Here is a 25,034-nt window from a genome sequence, read left to right on the forward strand (position 1 = left end):
GCAGAACAACCGCTTGGCTGCTCTGCCCAGGTAGCATATGTAGGCTTACGCCTCTTCTTGCTTGACTTTATTGGTGGTCGTGACGTCTCCGTTGTAAATCTCCCACAGCGCCCGGCTGACGTTGCGAGTAGTCGACGAGCCGACCTGATTCATGTTCTCCTTCTGCAATTTGCGCGCGCGTTTTGCCGTTACGACGACCAACGCGTATTTGCTGTCCGTCAGGTCGATCAACTTGTCAATCGAAGGATACAACATATTCTTCACCTCAAGTGTGTCGTTCTCTCAATCATCGTGGTACGTGAAAAGTGCAGTGCTTCCCGAATCATCATTGTACCACGTTTTCGCTCGTAAGAAAGCGAAAAACCTGTATGATCTCATTCTACGTTTTGCACTTGTTCCCGCAACTGTTCGACAAGGACTTTCATTTCGACGACCGCAGCCGCAATTTTGGCGTCAGCCGCCTTCGCCCCAATGGTATTCACCTCGCGGTGCATCTCCTGAACGACGAAGTCGAGTCGCCGTCCCACTGGACCAGATTGCGAAATCGTGTCCCGAAACGCCTCGATGTGGCTTGCTAACCGGACGATTTCCTCGTCTACCGCACTCCGATCAACAAGCAACACGACTTCTTGAGCAATTCGCTCGGGCTCGACCTCGACGTGCAGTTGTGCCAACCTCGCCTGTAACTGCAGGTGCTTGTTGGCGACCGCTTCCCTGTCGTGGCGGCGAACCAGTGACAGCTGCTCCTCCAACTGACCCAATTTCTCCCGAAAGCTCGCTTCCAGTCGACTGCCCTCGCGTGTACGCATGTCCACTAACTTCAAGGCGGCTTCCCTCAGACACGTAAGTACCACATCCTGAACCTCGTCGAGCGCTGTGCTCTGCGGCACGACCTGAACCACGTCCGGAAACTTCAACCAGTCACGAACAGTATGGGCCTCGATGTCCTTTCCAAAACGTCGGAGGAGGTTTTGTTCGGCCTCGATGAGGCCATCGAGGAGCTTCCAGTTCACGACGACGTCCGCCGTCTGCCCTATCCACTCCAAATTCAGAAACACGTCTACCCGCCCGCGACGGACATGCCGCGCGAGCTCTTGCCGGCTGATATCCTCGAGTGCCAGCCACTCCCTCGGAACGCGAATGTGAAATTCGGCGAACCGGTGGTTTACCGTTTTCATCTCTACGGAGACGCGAACCTGGTCGTTCGCACAAGTCATTTGTCCGTACCCGGTCATACTTCGTAAAGACATCGCATTGCCTCCAGGCTGCCACGTGATTGACGTCATTGTACGATGTTTGTGGGCACCGTACAACATTGCCTCCCTCATCCCGCCACACCGCGTGGCTTTCAGGGAAGCCCTCGGTGTATGCTGGCTCGTCCCGGGTGTCACTCGGTTGCGGCGCCTTGATCAAAGAGACGGGCTGGTCCGCGGCATTCGCCCCGAATCAGCCCGTCATCCCTTTGGATTTTCACGACCAGACGAAGTATCCAGTCAACCGTCAGACGCCCTGCGTCGAAGCCTTCGGGCGAAGCGCGTTGCGACCGATGCGGCGGATGGAGAGGGCGAACGTCGGGATGGCTGCCAGGATGAGAACGAGAATCCAATCCGTGGCGCTAAGCGGTTCCGTGTGGAACGCGACCGCGAGCTTCGGTACGTAAATGGTTAATAGGAACAATCCGACCGAGGACAGCACGGCCAGGATGAGCCACAGGTTTCCGAAGATGTTCCGCTTCATGATGCCGCCCTCGAGGCTCCGACAATCGAAGACGAGAATCAACTGTGACATCGTGAGTGTGGCATAGGCCATCGTCTGTGCGTGTTGCAGACTGGACGAACGCAGTGACCAGACGAACACAGCCAGCGTCACCAGTCCGATGAGGATGCCGCGGGAGAGGATCTTCACGCCCATCCCCTTGGCGAAGATGCCCTCGCGGACGTTGCGCGGGCGGCGATGCATGATGTCGTCCTCCGGCGGATCGATACCGAGGGCGATGGCCGGCAAGCCGTCGGTCACGAGGTTCACCCAGAGAATCTGAATCGGTGCCAAGGGCAGGGAAAAACCAAGCAGCATCGCGAGGAACATCGTCACGATTTCGCCGACGTTGGAAGCCAACAGGTAGCGAATGAATTTCTTGATGTTGTCGTAGATACCGCGACCTTCCTCGACAGCCGATACAATCGTCGCGAAATTGTCGTCGGCCAGCACGAGGCTGGACGCCTCCTTGGCCACGTCGGTGCCGGTGAGCCCCATCGCAATCCCGATGTCCGCCTGTTTGATGGCGGGTGCGTCGTTCACTCCGTCCCCCGTCATCGCGACGACGTGCTCGCGCGCTTGCAGAGCGCGAACGATGCGAAGCTTGTGCTCTGGCGTCACGCGGGCAAATACGAAGACGTCGTCCACGGCCGTTTCCAGTTCGCGGTCGTCCATCGTGTTCAACTCGGCGCCCGTGAGAACCCGGCCATTATCCGCGAGGATGGTCAGTTCGGCGGCGATGGCTGTCGCAGTCAATTGGTGGTCACCGGTGATCATGACGGTGCGAATGCCTGCCTCGCGCGCCACTTCAATCGCTTGGCGGGCGTTTTCGCGAGGCGGATCGATCATGCCGCAGAGCCCGACGAACACCAATTCGCTTTCCCAGTCGGGCGCGCGCCTGGCCGATTCCACGCTCTTGAATCTGCGGTAGCCAAACGCGAGGTTGCGAAGCGCTTGAGCGGCCATCTCCTGATTGGCGCCGAGGATCTGTTTGCGGGTCGTCTGCGAGATCACCTCTTCGCGCCCGGAGAGAAGGACGCGTTCACAGCGATCTAGGAGGACGTCCGGAGCGCCTTTGACAAATACGAACACGTCATGGCCAGACTGAACCAGGACGGACATCAGTTTCCGGTCGGAGTCGAACGGCAGTTCGTCAATTCGCTTGTACACCGACTCGGGTTCAGCAAACCCAGCCTTGCGTGCCAAGACGAGCAGTGCCCCCTCCGTAGGGTCGCCCTGAACGGTGTAATCCGTGCGTCCGTCGACCTCCTTTTGAATCATCGACGAATTGTTACACGTCCCAGCGATTTCGACCAAGCTCTTGAGCGCCGCCCGACGGCTCGGGTCGACCTTGCGTTCGCCGAACAGGAATTCCCCTTCCGGGTCGTAGCCTGATCCGGTCACCGAGAACCACGCCCCATCGGCGAATATGCGCTGTACGGTCATGCGGTTTTGCGTGAGTGTCCCCGTCTTGTCGGAACAGATCACCGTCGCACACCCAAGCGTCTCGACAGATGGGAGTTTGCGCACAATCGCATTGCGCCGAATCATGCGCTGCACACCGAGCGCGAGCGCGATGGTGACGATGGCCGGCAGCCCTTCGGGAATCGCGGCGACCGCCAAGCTGACGCCGGCGAGAAACATCTCATAGATCTCGTGCCCGTGCAGAACGCCGGCGATGACGACGAGCACCGTGATGCCGATGGAGATCCAGACGAGCATCTTGCCCAGCTGGTCGAGCCGCTGTTGCAACGGCGTGTCCATGTCCTCCGACTGTTGAATGAGGTCCGCGATTTTCCCCATTTCCGTCCCCATGCCGGTGGCCGTAACGACGACCTCCGCCTTGCCCCGCGTCACCATCGTCCCCATGTAAACCATGTTGATGCGGTCACCCAAATTGCTGTCGGCGTCGATTTTCGCACTCGCGTCCTTGCTCGACGGCACTGATTCACCAGTCAAGGCAGACTCTTCCACGTCGAATACCGTAGATTTCAAGATGCGACCGTCTGCCGGTACTCTGTCTCCGTCTTCCAGGAGGATCACATCCCCTGGGACCAACTCCTTCGCGGGCACGGCTGTGACTACGCCGTCGCGGCGCACGTGTGCCATCGGGGCAGTCAGTTCCTTCAACGCGGACAGAGACTTTTCTGCGCGAACCTCCTGAATGAAACCGAGGATGCCGTTAAGAAAAATGATGGCAACTATCGTGATGGCATCTGTAAACTCGCCAAGCAGCCCTGAGATCAGCGTGGCAGCAAGTAATACGATGATCATGAAGTCGCGAAACTGATTTAGAAATACCGTGAGCAAAGAGACTTTGGTGCCTTCGCTCAGTTGGTTCAGGCCATGGACCTTCCGTCGTTCTTCTACATGAGTAGAGGAAAGACCGGCCTCCGAACTCTCAAGGGCCGATAGGCAATCGGCCGATGTCAGCGCATGCCAGTTCTGTTCCACTGGAGCCACCCCTTCATGAACTTGTCTCGTAATTTCTATGCTTGTCTGCCGAGGTTCATGTCCAAGGAAAGAGACGAGCTGTGGCGTATTTGCCGAACACTTCGCTCTCCCGATATACTGGCGGTAGATGCTGACGACAAAGATTAAAGCGATTGCACAGACCGATTCGGTACAGCGGTCGTGATCGTATACAAAGGAGCGACAAAGCCATGGACGGACTCACCATGCGACGCTTGGCGCTCGAATTACATGAGCAGCTAGCAGGAAGTAAAATTGAGAAAATTTATCAGCCTGGGGAACGAGATCTGTTGTTCGCACTGCGGATGCCGGGCCGTCCGGCCGCCAGGTTGTTCATCTCCGCCCACAAACAATTCGCCCGCGTTCACCTGTTGCAGGACGAACGGCCGGAAAACCCAAAGGAACCCCCGATGTTTTGCATGCTGGTGCGCAAGTACCTCGAGGGTGGACGCGTGGTGAACATTGCGCAGCGCGGCTGGGATAGAATCCTGGAGATTTCGATTGAGGCCATCGACGAAGTGGGCGATCTGCGCACGTACGTGCTCGTCTGCGAGACGATGGGCCGCAATAGCAACATCATCCTCTGTCGGACGGACGACGAGGGGCAACGGCGAATAGTCGACTCCGTCGTCCGCGTCACCGAACACATGTCCCGCGTGCGCGAAGTGCTTCCCGGCGCGCCTTACGTGTTACCGCCGGCCCAGGACAAGTCGGACATTCGCGAACTTTCCGCAAGCGTCTTTGCGGGGCTGCAAACGGATGATCTGAGGGCGAAGGAAAATGAACACCTACTGCTCCGTCACGTCGCGGGCATCGGCCCCACCTCTGCGCGAGAAATATTGCATCGGGCGGCTGCAGAGACCGTTCATCACCTGCAATTCGACGCACCGACGGCCGTGTATCAAGTCGCTCGCCGACTCGTCGAGGCGGTCGAGGCTGGATCAGAATCCTCCACCGTATCCCTGGATGACATGGGCCGGGCGACAGAGTGTGAACCGTTCTTGCTCACCCATCGCCAGAATTACGCGCTGTGTCCGTCCATCAGCGAGGCGATTCGCCGTCGATTTGCGGACAACGGTGAAGTGCTCTACCACTCGCACCTGCAGGACGAATTGCGGCGGGTGGTCAGCGACCATCTGGACAAATTGCGCGGAAAGCTCGTCAAGCTAAAGCAATCGCTCGAGCAGAGCGCCGACGAGTCCCAGTATCGGATGAAGGCTGAACTCCTCACGGCGTTTGCCTATCAAATTGAAAAAGGACAGGCGCGCTGTACGCTTCCGAACTATTACGAGGACAATCAGCCCATCGCCATCGATCTCGATCCATCGCTCGACGCCATCCAAAACGCCCAGCGATACTTCAAGCAAGCCACCAAGCGAAAGCGGGCGGCCCACGCTGTGGCCGAACAGCTGGAAGTTACGCAGATGGATATTCGATACTTGGAAAACGTCGAAGAGTCGCTTCGAGACGCAAGCCTAGAAAACCTGGAGCAAGTCCGCAGAGAGTTGATCAGCCAAGGCTTTCTCCAAGAAAAGGCCCCGAAGCGCAAATCGAAGAACCAGCGCCAGAATGCGAAGTCGCCACAGCGCATCGAGAGCCGGCCTGACGCATTCGTGTCGACAGACGGATTTTTGATTCGCGTCGGGCGCAACAACCTGCAAAATGACCGGCTGACATTCCGAACTAGCGACGGCCGCGACCTCTGGCTGCACGTCAAAGACCAACCTGGGTCGCACGTCGTCATCCGCCGCGAAACGGCCGCAGAGATTCCCGAGTCGACCGTCGATGAAGCCGCACTGCTCGCGGCTTACTTCAGCCGCGGCCGCGACTCGGCGACGGTGCCCGTCGACATCACCGAAGTCCGCCACATCTGGAAGCCGAATGGCGCTCGGCCGGGATTCGCACTGTACGACAACCAGACGACGGTGTATGTCACGCCGGATCGGACGTTGTTAGAACCCATTCTCAGTCGGACCGCGTCATCCGTCTCCCAGACTTGAACCTGACTCCTCACCCTCCCGGGCAGCGTACGGGATGCCGTCGAACAGGCGCACCCAAATCGCCTTGAAGTCCGCATCGGGTCGCTCCTGCGGCCCGTTTGTCGGCGCTGGCAAGAGGTGCGTCAAGGTCGAATCCAACTCCTTACGCCCTTCGTGCCTCGCCAACTCGAGGGCGAACACGCGGCCGCGCGTCCGTAAATCCTCTGTGAAATCCTGAGCCGACCACCATATCGCCCACGCGGCCACGTCCTTCCGCTGAGCCACGGCGGCGAAAGCCTTCCACAAGGAAAAGTAGCTGAGAAGTGCGCGGTGGTACAATGGCGTGTCGACCAGGTTGGCGAAGAGGTCGGTGATCTCCTCAATCATCAAAAATCCAGCGTACAAGCTGGGGTATCCTTTCCCGAGCCGGAAGCAGTTCTCGCCACAGGACAAAATCGTCTCCCACGTCCGGACCGCAAACTGTTTTCCTCGCCACGTCCCACAAGACGCCGTGGCGGCCAGGCGGTACAGCCGCTGCGCGACAGTCTCCGCGTAGTATTCCTGCCCTTCTGGAAGCAGATGGCTGAAGACGATATGGCGGTACATCTTCACCACTTCCTGCGCTGGGACGAATGCCCCTTGCTCGAGATACAGGCAGCCTTGTTCGTAGAGGGCGTCGAGTGCGACGTAGATGATTCCCGTCTCTTTCTCCTTCACAGTCACGCCAATAATCTCGCCCCACTGATTGAGAAACGAGCGATGGATGACGAGCGCGGGGTCGTCTTCATTAAATGGCATCGGCAACAGCGCCGCGATTTCCTGCATGCGCGTCAGTCCGTACGTCCCTGTCACCGAGTCGTTGACGGACGCCGCCCGTTTGACGATGTCGCAGATCTGTTCGACGTTCTCCATCGCCGCGCGCCAGCGGCCGCTCCGGACGGCGCCGTCGTACTCCCGCAGGATCAACTGAATAATCCGCTCGGGCTTCAGCAGTTGAACGACGGCGTACATGTACAGCAACAAGCTGAGAAAGCAGATGAACACGAGGATGAGGTCGGCACTCATCTCCGATTGTAGGGGGAGTGTGAGCGGATCTCGTTCGGGTTCCCGAATTTTCGCCATCAGGAGAAAGCTGTGCATGATGGTGGTAAAGAAGACCAAAAATAAGGACGCGTTGTATGGCAGGCGCACAAAAAAATCGAGGACTCGATGCGTGTAGTTACTCGCTGTCATCTGGATGGCTACGAGGATAATCGAAATGCACAACGCGAGAATGGTGGACAACGACGACACGATGGTGTTCAGATAGTTCCGCGCCGTATCCGTATCACCCTGAAAGACGAGCGGTGGACGGACGAACACGAGACAGATGACGAGGCCGGTCACCAGGAGGTAGAACACCCACGAGGACGTCACTTGACGTGCGTGTTTCGCGTATGCCTGAAAACTGCTCATTTTCGGTGACAAGTGCGTCCAACTCCCCAATCATATGCACTTTTCATCGTGCCCCAAGTGGTTTATTATAAAACGGTATTTGTATATTTCAAGCTATCTACGCGATATCATCGAACTCTTTACATACTTGAGAGGGGCGTTTGTCCGTGTCATCCCAGCAGACCAATAAGCGGCTCGTCGCTGGTGCAAATATGCCCGCACCTGGCGACAACGTGTTGACCAACACGCAAGCGGCTGTGCACGAGGCACTTCACCGACTAGGGTACGAAGAGACAATTTACGACTTGTTGTCGGAACCGGTACGCGTCATGACTGTGCGTATCCCAGTGAAGATGGACGACGGTCATACAGAAGTGTTCACAGGTTACCGCGCACAGCACAACGATGCGATAGGCCCTACCAAGGGCGGAATTCGATTCCATCCAAACGTCTCATTGGACGAAGTGAAGGCACTGTCCATTTGGATGAGCCTCAAGTGCGGCATTTTCGACTTGCCTTACGGGGGAGCAAAAGGTGGCATCATCTGTGATCCTCGCACCATGTCGATGGGTGAACAGGAGCGACTGGCTCGCGGATATGTACGCGCAGTGAGTCAAATTGTCGGCCCAGCGAAGGACATCCCCGCACCAGACGTCTACACAAACCCGCAGATCATGGCTTGGATGTACGATGAGTACAGCCACATTCGCGAATTCGACTCCCCTGGCTTCATCACTGGCAAGCCGCTTGTGCTCGGCGGCTCACAAGGGCGTAATCAGGCGACGGCACTGGGCGTTTGCATCGCAATGCGCGAAGCCGCAACGCGCCTCGGCAAAGACGTCAAGGATTTGACCGTGATCGTCCAGGGCTTTGGCAACGTCGGCAGCAACGTGGCCCTCATCTTGCAACAATGGGGCGTGAAAGTCACGGGGATCAGCGACGCAAATGGCGGGCTCTACGACGAAAACGGCCTGAACATTCAAGGGCTGATTGACCAAAAGGACTCGTTCGGCATGGTCACTACGGCCTATCAGAACGTCATATCGAACGAGGAATTCCTGAAACTCCCATGTGACGTGCTGATTCCTGCAGCGCTCGAAAACCAGATTCACCGGGATAACGCCGCCGATATCCAGGCGTCCATCGTCGTCGAGGCCGCGAACGGCCCAACCACGCCAGCAGCCGATACGATTCTGAGCGAGCGTGGCATCTTGGTCGTCCCAGACGTACTGGCCAACGCAGGTGGGGTAACTGTCTCCTACTTCGAATGGGTGCAAAACAACCAGGGCTTCTACTGGACGGAAGATGAAGTCAACCATCGCCTCGAACAGATGATGGTCAAGTCGGTCCACAACATCTTGCAGACCGCGGATAGATACGAAGTCACGCCGCGCCTTGCCGCGTACATGGTGGGCATTCGCCCGTTCGCGGAAGCGATGCGCTGGCGCGGTTGGGTGTAAAGAGCGCCGCTTCACAAAAAATCGACAAAATGGGCATCCGCCGTGGCGGGATGCCCATTTTTGTGATCTCTAACTGCTGCTCGATGTGCAGGCTGTGCATTAAAAGGTGGAGGGCGATTCGCGCCAACGCATCAAGAGTTCCACATCGGTGTCCGTGACGACGCCGCGTTCACGCGCGACGCGCACGAGCGCACGGTACGGGACCAGACGGTACGCAGGCACACCACTCTCTTCCATTCGCCCGCGCGCGACGTCGAAGTCGTAGGACAGGATGGTGAATACCGCCATTACTTCGACACCGGCAGCTTGCAGGGTGGCGACCGCCTCGTAGGCGGACTTCCCGGTGGACAGCGTGTCTTCGACGACGACTGCTTTCATCCCCGGGCGGACAAAGCCCTCAATCTGTTTGCCCTGGCCGTGCGCCTTCGCCTGCGACCGGACATAGGCGTTTCGCAGGTTCAGCCGATCCGCTAAAATCGCGGCGTGTGGAATGCCCGCAGTCGCGGTGCCGACCACCACTTCGACACCTGGGAAATCCGTGCGGACAATCTGTTCGAATGCAGCGGCGACCTGGCCCCGCAAAATTGGGTATCCGAGAATCAATCGGTTATCGCAATAAATCGGGGACTTCCATCCACTGGACCACGTGAATGGCTGAGTGGGGCGCAACTCAACGGCACCAATCTGAAGTAGGCCGAGTGCAAGCGTCTCGATGTCCTGAATATAACTATCGCGAAGCAGTTCCATGGCGTCTATCCACTCCCTCAATCATCTCATCCCAATAACGCTGTAACGCCAACATCGGATCCGCCGCGTCGCGCACAGCTCGTCCCAGCACCAGCCGGGTCGCGCCCGCCGCCATCGCTTGACCAGGCGCCTGGGTACGCTGTTGGTCGTGGGCGTCGTCTGTGGCAAGCCGCGTGCCAGGCACGACGCGTTCAAACGTCGACGGAACGACCGTCTGCAGCATGTTGAGTTCCTCTGCGGAGCAGACGACGCCGTCGAGGTCGGCTTCTTGACAGAGTTTTGCGAGGCGCAGAACTGCGTCTTGCGGTTCTCCGACGACGCCCAGTTCGCGAATGTCCCTACTCGACAGACTGGTGAGGACGGTGACCCCGATGAGCAACGGCTGGTATGCACTCGCAGAAACCGCCTCGCGAGCCTTTTCCAGCATCTTGCGGCCGCCCTGCGCGTGGACGTTGACCATTTCGATCGGCGAATCACAGATGGCGCGCAATGCCCCACTCACCGTGTTGGGAATGTCGTGCAGCTTCATGTCGAGAAAGACGCGAAGGTTGCGCGCGAGCAGTTGGTCGACGAAGGCCATTCCCGCGCGGTGAAACAACTCGAGTCCCACCTTAAAGCCATCGATGACCGGCGCAAACGACTCGACGAGTTCCAGTGCGCGCGCGGGCTGGTCGACGTCGAGCGCAAGGTACGTCGCCTTGCGCGCCGCGTCGTATTTCGACTCCAGGAGGGCGGCTTCTACCGTCACGCCCGCCACCCACTCTCGTGGAGTTCAACCTTGGACGAATCGCCGAGCGCCATCGTCTGGAAGTGAATCAGCTTGAGGATGTCGAGCAGCGATTTGACCGTGTCGAGCGATGTGAGACATGGGACGCCGTGTTCCACTGCGGTGCGGCGAATTCGGAATCCGTCGCGCTCCGGTTTGAGTCCTTTCGTGAGCGTGTTGATGGCCAACTGAATGCACCCTTGGCGAATATCGTCGGCCAAGTTTGGCGTACCTTGCGCCAGCTTGTTGACCACGCGCACCTCGAGTCCGCGCTCGCGCAGGAATTTGGCGGTCCCTTCCGTCGCGGTGAGTCGGTAACCGAGCCGGGCAAACTCGGCGAGCAGCGGATACGCCTCCTCTTTGTCCTTGTCGGCGATGGTGGCCAGGACCGTGCCGTGCGCCGGGACGACGGTGCCCGCCGCGAGCATGCCCTTGTACAAGGCCTTTTCATACTGGCTGTCCCGCCCCATCACTTCACCGGTCGATTTCATTTCTGGGCCCAGGCTGATATCGACGCGATGCAACTTCGCAAAGGAGAACACCGGTACCTTGACGGCGACCGTATCGGCCTCTTCTACGCGCCCGCTCTCCAGTCCGAGTTCGCGAAGCGAGCCACCGCAGACGGCGTGCATGGCGAGATCGACCATCTTTACGTCGGTCACCTTCGACAAGAACGGAACCGTGCGGGAAGAACGCGGGTTGACCTCGATGACCTCGACCACGTCGTCGTGGACGATGAACTGTATGTTGACTAAGCCTCGGACCTTCAGGCCGCGGGCGAGACGCAAGGTGTACTCCTCGATGACCGACTTCACCGACTCGCAGAGATGCTGCGGCGGATAGACGGCGATGGAGTCGCCTGAGTGCACGCCTGCTCGCTCCACGTGCTCCATAATGCCCGGGATAAGCACGGTTTCGCCGTCGCTGATGGCGTCGACCTCGACCTCGACGCCCTGCACATACCGATCGATGAGAACCGGGTGTTGCGCCGAAACTTCAACGGCTTCGTCCATGTACTGCAAGAGTTCGGCCGTGTTCGAGATGATCTGCATCGCGCGCCCGCCAAGGACGTACGAGGGGCGTACCAACACCGGATAGCCAAGACCTTCGGCGGCCTGCACAGCCTCCTCCACAGTGGTCACCGTCTCGCCTTGCGGTCGGGAGATGTCGAGCTCGGTCAGAAGCGCGTCGAACTTTTCGCGATCCTCCGCCCGGTCGATATCCTCGCGCGACGTTCCGAAGATCCGCACTCCGGCCTCCGCCAGAGGCGCGGCTAGATTAATCGCCGTCTGGCCGCCGAATTGAACGATGACGCCCTCCGGTCGCTCGCGTTCGATGACGTTCAAAACGTCCTCGACGTGCAGTGGTTCAAAGTACAGTCGATCCGACGTGCTGAAGTCAGTCGACACCGTCTCTGGGTTGTTGTTGATAATAATCGCCTCGTACCCTTGACGCCGCAGTGCCCAGACCGCGTGTACGGTACAGTAGTCGAACTCGATGCCCTGACCTATCCGAATTGGCCCTGAGCCGAGCACGACGACCTTTTTGCGCGTCGATTCGATGACTTCGTCCTCGCGCTCAAACGTGCTGTAGTAGTACGGCGTCGTGGCAGCAAACTCGCCAGCACAGGTGTCGACCATCTTGTAGACCGGCACCAGTCCCCGCTCCTTGCGCCACGCGCAGATAGTCTGCGCGTCGGTCCCCAAGAGGCGCGCGAGTTCCACGTCCGGGAAACCGTTCTGTTTGGCCTCGGTCAGAAGCGATGCGTTGTCTTCCAACAAGTTCGGGGTGGGAACGCGGGTCTTTCCGAGCTCAGTCAGCTTGCGTTCCATGGCGATCAGGCGCTCCAGGTGCCAGAGGAACCAATTGTCAATGCGGCTGAGCTGATGGATGTGCGCAGTCGTCCAGCCGCGGCGAAGCGCCTCAGCCACCGCGAACAGGCGGTCATCTTCGGCGACTTCCACCTTGCGCTCGAGCTCGGTGTCGGACCAGTGTTGCGCCTGCTTGATCCACAGCGACTGCGCTCCAATTTCCAGGGACCGAATCGCCTTCATCAAGGACTCGGGGAAGCTGCGGCCAATCGCCATCACTTCGCCCGTCGCCTTCATCTGCGTGCCGAGTTGGCGTTGCGCGCTGCGGAATTTATCAAACGGCCAACGTGGAATCTTCGTGACCACGTAGTCGAGTGCAGGTTCGAACGCCGCGTACGCCTCCTGCGTGACAGGGTTGCGCAATTCGTCCAGACCGTAGCCAACCGCAATTTTGCTGGCGATGCGCGCGATTGGATAACCAGTGGCCTTCGACGCGAGGGCACTAGAGCGGCTGACGCGCGGATTCACTTCGATGACGTAGTAGTTCGAACTGTGTGGGTCGAGTGCGAACTGAACGTTACAGCCGCCCTCGATGCCGAGCGCGCCGATGATGGTCAGGCTGGCGTCGCGCAGCATCTGGTAATCCGCATCGGACAACGTCTGACTCGGCGCGACGACGATACTGTCGCCCGTGTGGATGCCGACGGGATCGAGATTTTCCATATTGCAGACGACAATCGCAGTGCCATTGCCGTCGCGCATGACCTCGTACTCCACTTCCTTGTAACCGGCAATGCTTTGTTCGACGAGCACCTGGTGAATCGGCGAGAGCGTCAGCCCTCGTTCCACGATTTCCGCGTACTCATTCCAGCTTTTCGCAATGCCGCCACCCGTACCGCCCAGCGTGTAAGCCGGTCGGATGATGATTGGAAATCCGATGCGCTCGGCGAACTCGTTTGCCTCTTCCTCGGTGTGGACAATTGCACTTGGCGGCACCGGCTGGTTCAACTCGCGCATCAAGTTGCGGAACAAATCCCGATCCTCCGCCTTCTCAATGGCGGACAGCGGCGTCCCGAGCAATTCGACGCCCTCTTCTTCGAGGATTCCGCTTTTCGCGAGTTCCACTGCCATGTTGAGCCCCGTCTGCCCGCCCAAGGTCGGCAACAGCCCATCTGGACGCTCTTTGCGAATGATTTGCGAAACGAATTCCAGGCGAATAGGTTCGATGTACACGCGGTCGGCGATGTCCTGGTCGGTCATAATCGTCGCTGGATTGGAGTTGACGAGGACGACCTCGTACCCCTCCTCTTTCAGTGCCTGGCAAGCTTGTGTACCGGCGTAGTCGAACTCAGCGGCCTGACCAATGATGATTGGGCCGCTGCCGATGACCATGATTTTCTTCAGATCTTTGCGTTTTGGCACGGTACGAAACTCCCCTCTTGCACAGATTTCATCATCTCGACAAAGTCGTCAAACAAACCGTTGGCGTCTGTCGGTCCGGGTCTCGCTTCCGGGTGGTACTGGACACAGAAGGCAGGCAAGGTCTTATGTGCGAGACCCTCCACCGTTCCATCGTTCAAATTCACATGTGTGAGCGCCAAGGGAGTGCCTTGGAGCGAATCGGCATCGACCATGTAACCGTGATTTTGCGCGGTGATGTCGACGCGGCCTGTGAGCAAGTTCTTCACAGGGTGGTTCGAGCCACGATGGCCAAACTTCATCTTCTTCGTCCGGGCCCCACAAGCCAGCGCGAGCAACTGATGACCCAGACAGATTCCGAAAATGGGCACTTGACCAAGCAGGCCTCGCAGTGTTTCGACCGCGAACGGAACGTCTTCCGGGTTGCCAGGGCCATTGCTCAACATCACGCCGTGTGGATGCCACGACAGAATTTCTTTGGCCGTCGATGTCGCCGGCACGACGATGACGTCGCACCCGCGCCGGAGCAATCCGCGCAAAATGCCTGACTTCATGCCGTAGTCGATGAGGACGACGCGAAATCCTGCGCCAGGACTGCGGTACACCGTCTGTGTGGTGACCGATTTGACGGCGTCGACGATGCTGCCCTCATGCATCCTACGAAGCAATTCCTGCGTCGGCGTGTCGCTCGTCGTGATGACCGCCCGCATGGCCCCTTCGGAGCGGATGGCTTTCGTCAGTTGCCGCGTATCCACCTGCGAGATGCCGATCACGTTGTGCTCCTTGAGGTAATCCTCAAGCGATTCCGTCTGTTTGAAGTGCGACGGAAATTCACAAAACTCGCGGACGACAAAGCCCCGCACGTGCGGATGTCGAGATTCCACGTCGTCGACGTTGATGCCGTAGTTTCCGATGAGCGGGTACGTCATGGTGACAATCTGACCGTAGTACGACGGGTCCGTAAGAATTTCCTGATACCCTGTCATTCCCGTATTGAACACGACTTCGCCAAACCGCTGGCCCGTGGCACCAAATCCCACGCCTTGGAACACGAGCCCGCTTTCGAGAATGAGACGCGCGATGGGTCTATGCGTGTTGTTCATTCGTATCGCTCCTCACCCTGTTCAAAGATTTGTCTGCCGCGGAGGATGGTGCGAACCGTCCAGCCCGCAGCGTGCCAGTTTGCAAACGGCGTATTTCGGCCCTTCGAGTAGAACAGTTCTGGGTCGATGCGCCGCTCCTCGTCAGTCCTGACGATGGCGAGGTCTGCGGGTGCACCCGGGCGAATGATCCCGCCAGGCAACCCAAACAGTTCGGTCGGCCTTCGCGTCATCGCATCCACCAGTCGATTGAGTGGAACCACACCTGGGGCCACCAAGTATGTGTAGAGCAGTGGAAAGACGGTCTCGATGCCGACCATGCCGAACGGCGCTTTCGCAATGCCTCGCGACTTTTCCTCCCGCGTGTGCGGCGCATGATCGGTCGCGATGATGTCGAGCGTGCCGTCGAGAAAGCCCTCCAGACACGCGTGCCTATCCCGTTCGCCCTGAAGCGGCGGGTTCACTTTAAAGACGGCGTCGTCATGCGTAATGATGGACTCGGTCAAGAGCAGGTGGTGCGGTGTGACCTCCGCAGTGATGCGAACGCCGCGTGCCTTCGCCCAGCGAATCAGGGCCACGGACTGTTCCGTACTCACGTGGCACACGTGCAGATGGGCACCCGTGCGCTCTGCCAAGAGAATGTCGCGGGCGATCATCGCGGCCTCGGATTCCGGCAACAGCCCCTTCACACCGATGCGCTTTGCGGCGTCGGGGTGAATGACACCGTCCAGGGAGAGCGTCTCATCCTCTGAGTGAATGACCACCGGCAGAAGGGCGGCCTTCGCGCGCTCCATCGCTTCGAGCATTCGCGCACCGTGCTGAACCCCCTTGCCGTCGTCCGAAAGGGCCACCGCTCCAGCGGCTTTCAGCGCTTCAAAATCGGTCAACTCATTCCCGGCCTGGCCGACGGTGATACAGGCGATTGGGTGGACATCCGCCTTTTTCGCGTCTCGCCCCCGCGCAATGATATCCCGTACAATCGCTGGCTGGTCGGTCGGAGGATTCGTGTTCGGCATGCAGGCCACTTGCGTGAACCCGCCGGCCGCGGCCGCTTGAAGGCCTGTCGCCAGCGTCTCCTTGGCGGTAAAACCGGGGTCTCTCAGGTGAACGTGGAGATCGACGAAGCCTGGTAGTACCAGTTCACCATTCAGAGTCACCACTTCATCCGCCTCGCCGAGGTCGTTCCCCACCGCCACAATCAGCCCGGTGACATCGTCGTAGGCGACGTTCGCCTCAAACAGTTCACCGCTTCTCGGGTCGAGCAGGCGCCCGCCTTCCAGTCGTACCTTCACGACAATTCCCCCTTCAACAGTTGGTCGATGAGTGCCATTCGCAGATACAAGCCGTTCTCCGCCTGGCGAAAATACGCCGCACGCGCATCCGGATCGATGGCTGGGTCGATTTCCCCGACTCGCGGCAACGGGTGCAAAATTCGGGCGTGGTTCGGAAGAATGGACAAGTGCTTGGCTTGAATCGCATAGTCGCTCGCCGCGCATGCCTCGTCTACCGACTCAAAGCGCTCCGCTTGGATTCGCGTCTGGTATACGACGTCTGCGCCACAAAGCGCCTGTTCGACGCTCTCTGCTTGTTCCACGCGAACGCCCGCGCGCTCCATTTCAGCCGCGATGTCCGGCGGTAGACTGAGACTTTGCGGGTAGTACAACTTCAGCGAGATGTTCGGCATCATAGCGAGCATGCGAAGCAAGGAATGGACGGTTCGTCCATATTTCAAATCGCCGAGTACGGCTACAGATAGGTTTTCCAAGCGCCCGATTTCGCGCCAAATGGTGTAGACGTCGAGCAGCGCCTGCGTCGGATGTTCACCGCTGCCGGCACCGGCGTTGACCACGGGAACCGGGGCGTAGGCGATGGCCTCTTCGAGTTCCTCTGCGCTGTGGTGACGAATGACGATGGCATCGACATACGCACCCACGATTCGGAACACGTCGGCCAACGATTCGCCCTTTTTCGACGATGAGTTCTCGCGGGCGTTCTCTGCGCTGATGACCTGACCGCCCAGGCGGTAGACTGCCGCTTCGAACGAGAGTCGCGTACGCGTGCTTGGTTCGTAGAACAGCGTCGCCACCAACGAACCTGACAGGCGATGAAGGATGTCCGCGCGTTTGGCCGTTCGCAGATACTCTGCGTGCTTGATCAAGTGCGTCGTCTTTTCGAGGTCAAATTGCTGTACTGTCGATACGTGAAACACGAAACCACTCCTGCCTTAGCGTTCGCTCACTATCCAAACTCCATCTTCGCCGTCGACTTCCGCTAACTTGACGATGACTTCTTCCATCCGGCCCGTCGGCACGTTCTTTCCGACAAAATCCGGGCGAATCGGCAACTCGCGGTGCCCTCTGTCGACCAGTGCCGCGAGTTGCACAGACTGTGCGCGTCCAGCGCGCATGATGGCATCGAGTGCCGCGCGCACGGTGCGCCCTGTGTACAGGACGTCATCGACGAGGACCACATTGCGCCCCACGACGTTCAAATCCGGTGGAGGAACCTGCTGTACCTGGTCGTGCGCGACGTCGTCGCGAAACGGTCGCGCATCGAGCGTCAGGCACGGTACGCTCTCCCCTTCAATCTCCTGCAGCTTTGCCGCGATGCGCTGCGCGAGGGCCACACCTCGCGTCAAAATGCCGACGAGGACGATGTCGTCCAGTCCCTTGTTGCGCTCGAGGATCTCGTGCGCCATGCGGGTCATCGACCGACGCATCGCTGCATCGTCCATGATTTGCGATTTATTTTGCACAGGTTATTCCGCCTTTCGCTGCTCGAAGTCGATTGCACAAAAAACGGCCACCATCCGGAGGATAGTGGCCGCGTTGCACCGACTACACGTGTGTCCCACCAGGATACACGTGTAGCCTTCACGACTCCTTTCCAACCTCACGGGATTGGTTTAAAGGCAGTTCAATTTGTTCATAGCCTATCAGTTGTGCGCAGTTGTGTCAACTACGACGCGACGGCGATTCAACTAGCACAGGACGCCGGATCGCAATTTGTCGACCAGTTGCTGCATGTCCTCAGGCACCGGGCTCTTCAGCCGGACTTCCTCACGCGTGGTCGGGTGGACAAAACCAAGCGTCTGTGCGTGAAGCGCCTGCCCCTCAATCGGTAAACTGTGCCGCCGTCCATACACCTGGTCTCCTGCCAAGGGATGCCCGATAGCCGCGAAATGCACGCGGATTTGATGCGTCCGCCCGGTTTCCAGTCGACACTCGACCAGCGAGTACCGCTCAAACTTTTCTAATACCTGAAAGTGCGTCACGGCGCGCTTTCCGTTGTCGGTCGCCGCCATCTTTTGCCGATCCTGCGGGTCGCGGCCAATTGGCATATCAATCGTGCCGCTCTGATGCGTCATTCGCCCGTGTACGATGGCGAGGTACTGACGGTCGACCGTATGATCTCGCAACTGCTCCGTCAACGCGTAGTAAGCGACCTCCGTCTTGGCAAACATCACGAGGCCACTGGTATCCTTGTCGATGCGGTGAACGACACCAGGTCGCATCTCGCCACCGAGGCTGGACAAAGTGATGCCCTTGGCGACCAGGGCGTTGATGACCGTCCCCCGCGGATGGCCAGCGCCAGGGTGAACCACGAGGCCACGGGGCTTGTCGATGACGACGACGTCGTGGTCGTCATAGACGATATCGAGTGGAATATCGTCCGGTACAATCGTAAACGGATCGTCCGCCGGAACCTCGACCGCGTATTGCTGCCCCGGCTCAATCGGGTCGCTGGCTTTCACGTTCCCCGCCGGAATTCTCGTGACGAGTCCAGACTTGACCCACTTCTGAACGACACTGCGCGAGATGTCGACATCGTCGTCCTGGAGGTGCTCCGTGAGCCACTTGTCGAGGCGCTCTCCGGAGTCTTCCAAACCCACTAAATAAACTGCTCTTACCGCACTTCTCATGATTCGACGTCTTCCTTCGTTTCCGTTTTGGTGTTCTTTGGCGAGCGGAAACTGTTGATGAGGAGGAGTAACACCCCAACGTCAATCGCCGCGTCGGCGAGGTTAAAGATGGCAAAATGAACAATGGAAAAGTACACGTAATCGGTCACTGAGTGATGAATGATGCGGTCCGTCATGTTGCCTACCGCGCCGCCCAACAAAAGGCCGAGCCCCACCTGGGCCAATTTGCCTGGTCGATACTTGCGCTCGATGACGACGACGGCCACGACGACGAAGACCGCCACTAACACGAACAACCAGATCTGATTTGGGAAAATACTAAACGCTCCGCCAGTGTTTTGAATGTGCAAAAATTCAACGACATCCGGAATGATGGTGACTGCGTGAAATACCGGTAGGTTTGCACGAATCAGCCACTTGACCAATTGATCAAGCACGTAAATTAAAGCAGCAACGATATAGAGCACTAGGTGTCACCTATTTCATCTGGACTGCTCCCTACCTGCACACGATGGCACGCGAACGGCATACCGTGGATAGACGACAATACTCGGGAGCGTGAACACCGTGATTTTATCAGACTCAGGCGCTTTCTCACAAATTATCCAGTACCCACTCGGCAAGCGCCCCGGGAAGCCGCGAGAGTCAGGCTGGACGATGGTCATCGACAAAGGGCTCGGCTACGAGCAGGTGAGCGATTTGCTCGAGGTGGCCTCGGCCTATATCGATGTGCTGAAATTCGGCTTCGGAACCAGTTGCCTGTATCCCAGACACATCCTCAGACAAAAGTTGTCCCTCGCACGAGTGTTCTCCGTGTTGTCCTGTCCCGGGGGTACACTCGGCGAGATCGCGCTCTCTCAAAACGTCTACGACAAGTACCTCGACCGCTGTGTGAAACTCGGATTCACGGCTATCGAGGTATCTGACGGAACGATTGACCTGCGCCCCGATGAGAGGCTGCGGGCGATTGCATCTGCCAAAAAGGCGATACCGGTCGTCATCTCCGAAGTGGGTAAAAAGCTCGATCACACCGTCGACATCCGCGACTACGCCACGCAAGTGACAAAAGATTTGGAAGCGGGCGCCGACTTCGTCGTCATCGAAGGTCGAGAATCGGGTGAAAATGCGGGCATTTACGGCGCAGAAGGGCAAGTCGATACATCGATGCTCAACGATTTCGTAAACTTGTTATCAGCCGAGGCTCGAGCGAAAATCATCTGGGAGGCGCCCAAAAAAGCGCAGCAGGTAGAACTGATCAGGCGCTTCGGGCCAACCGTCAGCCTCGGCAACATCCCGCCGACCGATGTCATCGCGCTCGAATGTCTCCGCCTCGGCTTGCGCGCCGACACGTTCGCCCTCAGAATTCGCGAGGACGATAGGTAGGCGACGGAGGCAACTGATCTTGATATTGTTCGTTCGTAACCACGTCCATGTCGTCGACAATACCCTGGTTATCGTCTAACTCCATCTGCTCGTACCAATGGTCATACGTTGGGCGCTCGTTGTGGCGCTCCACATCTTGCCAAGTATCCTCTCCGTCGTAGGCATTCTGGTCCTCACGGTCGTGCCAAAACTCTCCAAAACCAGGGTATAGCACGTGTTCCTCGACCGGCCTATGATGGTGTTTTTTCTGCGCTTCCTCGTCGTGTTGACACTCGATACAGTACATGGCAGTGGGCATCGCCGACAACCGCTCCATGGGAATGGCCTGACCGCATTTTCTGCACTGCCCATACGTGCCCTCGTCCATTGCGGCAAGGGCCTGTTCAATATCCTCAAGCTGCGCTTCATCGCGAATGCGATCGCCGACTGCCTGCCCGCGTAAAAACAGTTCGGTTCCAATATCTGCGGGATGGTTGTCATAAATGGACAGCTCAGAAATCTCGTTTTGCATGCCCTCCGACAGATTGGCACTCTCTGTGTTTCGCTGTAAGCGCGTTTTAATGTCCTGTTTTGCCGCGACCAGTTCCGCGCGCAGTTGCTCATGGTTCATCCTATGCACCACCTTCAAAGCAATTGGAAGGGATCATCCGTCGGCCTTAGTGTAGGTATTTGGAAACAATCCATACCGGCGCGTCGGCGCCACATTATCCCACGGATAGCCACATTTTCGCGTCGCGAACCCAATGTTCACGAGACTGTCAAACGCCGGAAGTATCGCAAGGTGTATGATGTTGTAGATGGATGAACTGCACGACTGGAGAGAATTTGGTTGCGACGAAATCAATTGTTGACCGCGGCTTGGATACTGCTGTGGATTGGTGCCATCCTCTTGGTGGCGTGTTGGTTGACGAGATTGTGGTTTCAAATGGTGATTCCACTTACGCCTGTTTGCCTAATTATCCTTGGTGTAGGCCTGTGCCTCTTCCTCATTGGGCGAAGGTTGAACTGACGAACCAGCGCCAAGTGTTGCCGACTCACATACATTGACACTGCTCAAACAGGCTGCCCAGACACTGGACAGCCTGTTTTATGTAAAGATGTGCAAAACTCCGTGGGCGCGAACACCGGCAGGGTCTCGCCACATATCCCATGCAGTACAACTTATAGCCCAGACTCAGCGATTGCGGCCTCGCGGCGCGCCAGGTCGCGGTCAAAAGACTGCCAGTCGCCCGATTCCATCATCTCGAGTTGGGATTGAACAAGGGAGCGGAACCGCGCGCGGAAGACCGCTGCTTGCTTTTGCATTTCTTCCATGTCCAAAGCGATTTTGCGTGCCTTGTTCAAGGCTTCACTCACAATTCTATCCGCATTCTTTTCCGCCTCGCGAATGATAAGCTGCGCCTCCTTGCGCGCGTTGCTCTTCACCTCTTCAGCGGTCTCCTGTGCGACTAAAATCGACTTGCTCAAGCTGTCCTCAAGGCTGTTATAATGGGCCAGCTTTTCATTCAGTCGATTCATGTCTTCCTCGAGCTGTTTATTGGCGCGAATCAGACCCTCGTAATCCTGAATGACGCGTTCGAGAAAGTCATCTACTTCATCCTCGTTATACCCTCGAAACGAACGACCGAATTCTTTATTGTGAATGTCTATTGGCGACAGGGGCACCGTGTGTCCTCCTTATTCGACAGCAGTCCTCGAGAAAAGGCAGTTGCCGACAAACTCCATGCTGACGTATTTCGACACAAACCGAGAATTTCCTTCCCGGAGTGCCCAGTCGTTTTTATGCATTTGAGCGAAGAATACCCACGCGGATTCGCATCCTATCGCGCCGTGTCGTGCCTAGTGTCTGTAAGATCTTCACCCTGCCAAACCCGCGCACGGACAGCAGGTCGCCCTCAGCGACCTCATCCCGGTTGGTCGCCTGTGCGAAGTTCAGCGTCACATCCCCGCGCTCGACGGCGGCCTGTGCTTTTGACCGCGCCATCTGGCAGGCGTGGGAGACAATCGCATCCAACCGAAGCGAAGCAAGACTGACGTCCTTCTCGTCGTATGCCGGTGCAGGCAAGTCGGGCAGGTGGGCTGCCTTGGCCACCGCGACGGTCGATCTCCCCACACGGCTGAGCGACTCGTAAATGAAGTTCGCCACACTCTGTGCGACAAAGACGTACGCCTTCTGTTCCACGACGGCGATATCGCCTAACATCTTTCGCTGTAGACCAAGCCCCAGCACGCTGCCAAGGACGTCTTTGTGGCGAAGAGCGCCCTCCAATGAGTCCAGTTCCAGACACTCAATCGCAAAGTCTTCCGCCTCTGGGTACCACTCACCAGGCATCAAAAGGAGGCGGCGACGCTCTGCGTGCGCATAGCCGCCAAACGCCTCCACGACGATACCTCGCCGACCTGCGACACTCTTCGCCAGGTACTCCTCTCGCGGCGTGAGAAAGTCGGTTAAATACCACTGCCCCCGAGACTCGACCTGATTGCACCAATCCTCGCTCGTGCGCGCAAACGGGCGCTCGCTATCGCGCACCCAATCGTATGTACTACTCATAGATTCACCAACAGTCTCGTCATCACCGAACCGACTGCCTCTTCGATGACAAAAAATACCGCGACGCCAATCATCCACGACAAGTCCAGCGTCACCTGTCCGACGACCACGGGCCGAATGACGCGCCGATAAAGGTTCAAATAAGGATCCGTCACGCGCCCCAGCAACCGCCCTAGTTGCGTCTCGCGCAAGTCAGGTACAAAGCCGACGAGCGCTGTCGCCAGCAGGACATACCAGTAAGCGGAGAACAGGCCCCGCACAATCGTCGTCAGTACGCTCATCGGTTTTGTCCCCCCTGTGTGGCATCCGCCGAACCGACCAGTTGGCGGCCGACGCGAATCATCGTCGCACCTTCCTCTACCGCTACCGGGTAGTCGTCAGACATGCCCATCGACAGTTGATCGAAGGCCGGAAGTTGCATTTCCTCGCGCACCTGGCGCAGGAGCTCGTCCAACGCCCGAAAGACGGGGCGCGCCTCCTCGCTGTGAGCGACCTTGGGCGCCATCGTCATCAGGCCGCGCAGTTCCAGGTGCGGCAACTGCGCCACCAACTCGGCAGCGCGCCGCACGTCTTCTTCATGAAACCCCTGCTTTTGCGGCTCGCGAGCGATATTGACCTGCAACAAGACTTTCAGCGTCCGCCCAGTCTTTGCAGCCTCGCGCGACAGCGCCTCTGCCAGTTCCAAGCGGTCGACTGAGTGAATCCAATCAAACCTCGGAACGATATATTTGACTTTGTTGGTCTGTAGAGAACCAATAAAGTGCCATGTGAACTGCTTAGCCCCTGGGTGTGCCAACTTTTCCCGCGCGACTTGCCAACGGTTTTCTGCTGCGTTTGTGATGCCAGCCTGAAAGAGTGCCGGCAGCACCTCTGGAGGCGCCGACTTAGTGACCGCGATCACGTTGACGGCTGCACCCTCGCGACCGCTTCTCACCAAGGCGTCATTCACATTTTCTCGCACCCGTCGGACATGATCCGCTATATACTCAAAATCCACGACATCGCCCCCATTCACGCGAGCGCAATCAACGCCGCGAGCCGACCGGCCCGCCCTTGTTCTTTTCGATGTGAAAACAAATGATTGACTCGACAGGATGTGCACAATCCGGTGTCTTCGATGGCGTCTCTAAGTACGCCCATCCGCTCCAAGTCCAATCGAATCGCGCCTTGCATCGAAAACCAGTACTTGCCCGGTTTGCCGAACCGGGGCGTTAACACATGGCCTCCAGCAAACGCTCGTTTGACGGGTTCTGCCACCACGTCGTCCACTTCGTAACAACAACTTCGAATAGAAGGTCCAATACTCACGCGCAGGTCACTCGCCCGCGTGCCAAATTCACGGGACATCGCCTCGATCACCCGGTCACAGATGTGCCCCACTGTTCCCCGCCACCCAGAGTGTGCGGCACCGATGGCCTGATGCACTGGATCGTAAAAGAGAACGGGCACGCAATCGGCGGTCAAAATACACAGCGTGGTGCCTACGGCATCTGTGATTATGGCGTCGGCGGCGATTCTGTCCGCGTCTATCGAGAGTGCCCCCATCCCGCGGTGCGCCGCGTTCACGACGGCCACGTCCGTCCCATGGACTTGCCGCACGAACACGAGAGACTCGAGATCCACACCCACTTGCTTCGCGACCAGTGCCCGATTGGCGACGGTCACTTCCGGCGAGGTTCCTTCCTGGAAGGCAAAATCGAGCGAACGTGTTGCATCGTCCGGGTGGTGACGGAACGTAAATAAGGCGCGCACACCCGAAGCCGTCCATTCGGGTTGCACGCCTATCGTGTTGCGCTGTTGCGACCAATTTGTTAGCACGCTCATCCCCCCACACCCATCATACATGAGCCGTGCTGCATTTGGCGATGACTGGATTAGCTCTTTCTCAGTATCCGCCAGTGCCACGTTTTCCGGACTCTGGGGGCAAGTAGTATCCCGTCTCTTGGGCTGGCCGCAAATCCACAAGAATGACGTCTGACCCAATCTTCACGATTTGGTTCCACGGAATAATGTAATCCTGGCTGCCGCCAACCATTCCGAAGAAGCGACCCTGTCCCGGAATCACGATCGAGCGGACAAGGCCACTGTCGGTATCCAACTCCAAATCGCCGATGGTGCCAAGACGCTTTCCATCTTCGACGTTGACGACATCTTTCGCCTGTAAATCGGAAATTCGCATCAAGACCAGATCCGCCTTCCTATTCGTCATACTTCATGTATATGACGAGAGGCCAG

Annotated in this window: 24 protein-coding genes; 4 read left to right on the forward strand and 20 right to left on the reverse strand. The window is 58.0% G+C overall.

The window, feature by feature from the left end; translation table 11 throughout:
• Positions 1 to 45: 45 nt before the first annotated feature.
• The 3 genes from rpoZ to NZD89_RS18985 form a co-directional block, all read right to left on the reverse strand.
• Positions 46 to 255 carry a DNA-directed RNA polymerase subunit omega gene (gene rpoZ / locus NZD89_RS18975; RefSeq protein WP_268004301.1) on the reverse strand — a complete coding sequence of 70 codons (210 nt, stop codon included), beginning with the start codon at positions 253 to 255 and terminating at the stop codon, positions 46 to 48.
• Between the two features lie 119 nt (positions 256 to 374).
• Positions 375 to 1,250, reverse strand: coding sequence for a YicC/YloC family endoribonuclease (locus NZD89_RS18980; RefSeq protein ID WP_268004302.1), 876 nt, complete (start codon positions 1,248 to 1,250; stop codon positions 375 to 377).
• A gap of 250 nt (positions 1,251 to 1,500) precedes the next feature.
• The gene (locus NZD89_RS18985; protein WP_268004303.1) at positions 1,501 to 4,209 is read right to left on the reverse strand and encodes a calcium-translocating P-type ATPase, SERCA-type; all 2,709 of its coding nucleotides are present in this window, start codon (positions 4,207 to 4,209) and stop codon (positions 1,501 to 1,503) included.
• Between the two features lie 209 nt (positions 4,210 to 4,418).
• Here NZD89_RS18985 and NZD89_RS18990 point away from each other — a divergent pair, with 209 nt between their 5' ends.
• Positions 4,419 to 6,227: an Rqc2 family fibronectin-binding protein gene (locus NZD89_RS18990; protein ID WP_268004304.1), complete on the forward strand. Its 1,809-nt coding sequence runs from the start codon at positions 4,419 to 4,421 to the stop codon at positions 6,225 to 6,227.
• On the opposite strand, the gene NZD89_RS18995 is transcribed toward NZD89_RS18990, so the two are convergent.
• Positions 6,207 to 7,673 (reverse strand): DUF2254 family protein, encoded by a 1,467-nt coding sequence (locus NZD89_RS18995; protein ID WP_268004305.1) that lies wholly within the window; start codon positions 7,671 to 7,673, stop codon positions 6,207 to 6,209. The two genes, NZD89_RS18990 and NZD89_RS18995, sit on opposite strands and share 21 nt — an antisense overlap.
• A gap of 179 nt (positions 7,674 to 7,852) precedes the next feature.
• On the opposite strand from NZD89_RS18995, the gene NZD89_RS19000 reads away from it, so the two are divergent.
• A complete protein-coding gene (locus NZD89_RS19000) occupies positions 7,853 to 9,100 on the forward strand; it encodes a Glu/Leu/Phe/Val family dehydrogenase (protein ID WP_268008545.1) in 1,248 nt (415 codons plus the stop codon).
• 99 nt (positions 9,101 to 9,199) lie between these two features.
• Here NZD89_RS19000 and pyrE read toward each other — a convergent pair whose 3' ends face one another.
• The 9 genes from pyrE to lspA form a co-directional block, all read right to left on the reverse strand.
• Positions 9,200 to 9,847, reverse strand: coding sequence for an orotate phosphoribosyltransferase (gene pyrE / locus NZD89_RS19005; RefSeq protein ID WP_268004307.1), 648 nt, complete (start codon positions 9,845 to 9,847; stop codon positions 9,200 to 9,202).
• Positions 9,828 to 10,595 (reverse strand): orotidine-5'-phosphate decarboxylase, encoded by a 768-nt coding sequence (gene pyrF / locus NZD89_RS19010; protein ID WP_268004308.1) that lies wholly within the window; start codon positions 10,593 to 10,595, stop codon positions 9,828 to 9,830. Before pyrF ends, pyrE begins: the two co-directional genes overlap by 20 nt.
• Positions 10,592 to 13,846, reverse strand: coding sequence for a carbamoyl-phosphate synthase large subunit (gene carB, locus NZD89_RS19015; RefSeq protein ID WP_268004309.1), 3,255 nt, complete (start codon positions 13,844 to 13,846; stop codon positions 10,592 to 10,594). The genes pyrF and carB overlap by 4 nt, the downstream gene beginning before the upstream one ends.
• The gene (gene carA, locus NZD89_RS19020; protein ID WP_268004310.1) at positions 13,825 to 14,946 is read right to left on the reverse strand and encodes a glutamine-hydrolyzing carbamoyl-phosphate synthase small subunit; all 1,122 of its coding nucleotides are present in this window, start codon (positions 14,944 to 14,946) and stop codon (positions 13,825 to 13,827) included. The genes carB and carA overlap by 22 nt, the downstream gene beginning before the upstream one ends.
• Positions 14,943 to 16,235 (reverse strand): dihydroorotase, encoded by a 1,293-nt coding sequence (locus tag NZD89_RS19025; protein WP_268004311.1) that lies wholly within the window; start codon positions 16,233 to 16,235, stop codon positions 14,943 to 14,945. Before NZD89_RS19025 ends, carA begins: the two co-directional genes overlap by 4 nt.
• Positions 16,232 to 17,152 carry an aspartate carbamoyltransferase gene (gene pyrB, locus NZD89_RS19030; protein WP_268004312.1) on the reverse strand — a complete coding sequence of 307 codons (921 nt, stop codon included), beginning with the start codon at positions 17,150 to 17,152 and terminating at the stop codon, positions 16,232 to 16,234. The genes NZD89_RS19025 and pyrB overlap by 4 nt, the downstream gene beginning before the upstream one ends.
• Before the next feature lie 15 nt (positions 17,153 to 17,167).
• Positions 17,168 to 17,698: a bifunctional pyr operon transcriptional regulator/uracil phosphoribosyltransferase PyrR gene (pyrR, locus tag NZD89_RS19035; RefSeq protein ID WP_268004313.1), complete on the reverse strand. Its 531-nt coding sequence runs from the start codon at positions 17,696 to 17,698 to the stop codon at positions 17,168 to 17,170.
• Between the two features lie 225 nt (positions 17,699 to 17,923).
• Positions 17,924 to 18,865, reverse strand: a complete 942-nt coding sequence (locus NZD89_RS19040; RefSeq protein ID WP_268004314.1) for an RluA family pseudouridine synthase — start codon at positions 18,863 to 18,865, stop codon at positions 17,924 to 17,926.
• Complete coding sequence (gene lspA / locus NZD89_RS19045) at positions 18,862 to 19,332, reverse strand: signal peptidase II (protein ID WP_268004315.1); 471 nt, start codon at positions 19,330 to 19,332, stop codon at positions 18,862 to 18,864. Before lspA ends, NZD89_RS19040 begins: the two co-directional genes overlap by 4 nt.
• A gap of 100 nt (positions 19,333 to 19,432) precedes the next feature.
• Between lspA and comA the strand changes: the two genes are divergently transcribed.
• The gene (gene comA / locus NZD89_RS19050; protein WP_268004316.1) at positions 19,433 to 20,248 is read left to right on the forward strand and encodes a phosphosulfolactate synthase; all 816 of its coding nucleotides are present in this window, start codon (positions 19,433 to 19,435) and stop codon (positions 20,246 to 20,248) included.
• On the opposite strand, the gene NZD89_RS19055 is transcribed toward comA, so the two are convergent.
• Positions 20,223 to 20,858, reverse strand: a complete 636-nt coding sequence (locus NZD89_RS19055; RefSeq protein ID WP_268004317.1) for a TraR/DksA C4-type zinc finger protein — start codon at positions 20,856 to 20,858, stop codon at positions 20,223 to 20,225. The two genes, comA and NZD89_RS19055, sit on opposite strands and share 26 nt — an antisense overlap.
• 219 nt (positions 20,859 to 21,077) lie before the next feature.
• Here NZD89_RS19055 and NZD89_RS19060 point away from each other — a divergent pair, with 219 nt between their 5' ends.
• Positions 21,078 to 21,257 carry a hypothetical protein gene (locus NZD89_RS19060; protein ID WP_268004318.1) on the forward strand — a complete coding sequence of 60 codons (180 nt, stop codon included), beginning with the start codon at positions 21,078 to 21,080 and terminating at the stop codon, positions 21,255 to 21,257.
• 152 nt (positions 21,258 to 21,409) lie between these two features.
• Here NZD89_RS19060 and NZD89_RS19065 read toward each other — a convergent pair whose 3' ends face one another.
• The 6 genes from NZD89_RS19065 to NZD89_RS19090 all read right to left on the reverse strand — a co-directional run bounded on the left by NZD89_RS19065 (position 21,410) and on the right by NZD89_RS19090 (position 24,981).
• On the reverse strand, positions 21,410 to 21,913 hold the full coding sequence (locus NZD89_RS19065; RefSeq protein ID WP_268004319.1) for a DivIVA domain-containing protein: 504 nt from the start codon (positions 21,911 to 21,913) through the stop codon (positions 21,410 to 21,412).
• Positions 21,914 to 22,028: 115 nt separating this feature from the next.
• The gene (locus tag NZD89_RS19070; RefSeq protein WP_268004320.1) at positions 22,029 to 22,799 is read right to left on the reverse strand and encodes a YlmH family RNA-binding protein; all 771 of its coding nucleotides are present in this window, start codon (positions 22,797 to 22,799) and stop codon (positions 22,029 to 22,031) included.
• Complete coding sequence (locus tag NZD89_RS19075; RefSeq protein ID WP_268004321.1) at positions 22,796 to 23,080, reverse strand: YggT family protein; 285 nt, start codon at positions 23,078 to 23,080, stop codon at positions 22,796 to 22,798. Before NZD89_RS19075 ends, NZD89_RS19070 begins: the two co-directional genes overlap by 4 nt.
• Positions 23,077 to 23,796: a YggS family pyridoxal phosphate-dependent enzyme gene (locus NZD89_RS19080; protein ID WP_268004322.1), complete on the reverse strand. Its 720-nt coding sequence runs from the start codon at positions 23,794 to 23,796 to the stop codon at positions 23,077 to 23,079. Before NZD89_RS19080 ends, NZD89_RS19075 begins: the two co-directional genes overlap by 4 nt.
• Positions 23,797 to 23,810: 14 nt before the next feature.
• Entirely contained in the window at positions 23,811 to 24,617 is an 807-nt protein-coding gene (gene pgeF / locus NZD89_RS19085; RefSeq protein WP_268004323.1) for a peptidoglycan editing factor PgeF, read from the reverse strand.
• A 67-nt stretch (positions 24,618 to 24,684) separates the two neighbouring features.
• Positions 24,685 to 24,981, reverse strand: a complete 297-nt coding sequence (locus NZD89_RS19090; protein WP_268004324.1) for a YlmC/YmxH family sporulation protein — start codon at positions 24,979 to 24,981, stop codon at positions 24,685 to 24,687.
• Positions 24,982 to 25,034 lie beyond the last annotated feature (53 nt).

Source organism: Alicyclobacillus fastidiosus (assembly GCF_026651875.1).
GTDB classification, from domain to species: domain Bacteria; phylum Bacillota; class Bacilli; order Alicyclobacillales; family Alicyclobacillaceae; genus Alicyclobacillus; species Alicyclobacillus fastidiosus.

Excerpts from the sequence above, each read along its gene's own strand:
- NZD89_RS18990 (WP_268004304.1), top strand. The coding sequence starts at position 4,419 with ATGGACGGACTCACCATGCGACGCTTGGCGCTCGAATTACATGAGCAG.
- rpoZ (WP_268004301.1), bottom strand. The coding sequence starts at position 255 with ATGTTGTATCCTTCGATTGACAAGTTGATCGACCTGACGGACAGCAAA.
- carA (WP_268004310.1), bottom strand. The coding sequence starts at position 14,946 with ATGAACAACACGCATAGACCCATCGCGCGTCTCATTCTCGAAAGCGGG.
- NZD89_RS19070 (WP_268004320.1), bottom strand. The coding sequence starts at position 22,799 with ATGAGTAGTACATACGATTGGGTGCGCGATAGCGAGCGCCCGTTTGCG.
- NZD89_RS19055 (WP_268004317.1), bottom strand. The coding sequence starts at position 20,858 with ATGAACCATGAGCAACTGCGCGCGGAACTGGTCGCGGCAAAACAGGAC.
- pyrE (WP_268004307.1), bottom strand. The coding sequence starts at position 9,847 with ATGGAACTGCTTCGCGATAGTTATATTCAGGACATCGAGACGCTTGCA.
- NZD89_RS19000 (WP_268008545.1), top strand. The coding sequence starts at position 7,853 with ATGCCCGCACCTGGCGACAACGTGTTGACCAACACGCAAGCGGCTGTG.
- NZD89_RS19040 (WP_268004314.1), bottom strand. The coding sequence starts at position 18,865 with ATGAGAAGTGCGGTAAGAGCAGTTTATTTAGTGGGTTTGGAAGACTCC.
- NZD89_RS18980 (WP_268004302.1), bottom strand. The coding sequence starts at position 1,250 with ATGTCTTTACGAAGTATGACCGGGTACGGACAAATGACTTGTGCGAAC.
- NZD89_RS19075 (WP_268004321.1), bottom strand. The coding sequence starts at position 23,080 with ATGAGCGTACTGACGACGATTGTGCGGGGCCTGTTCTCCGCTTACTGG.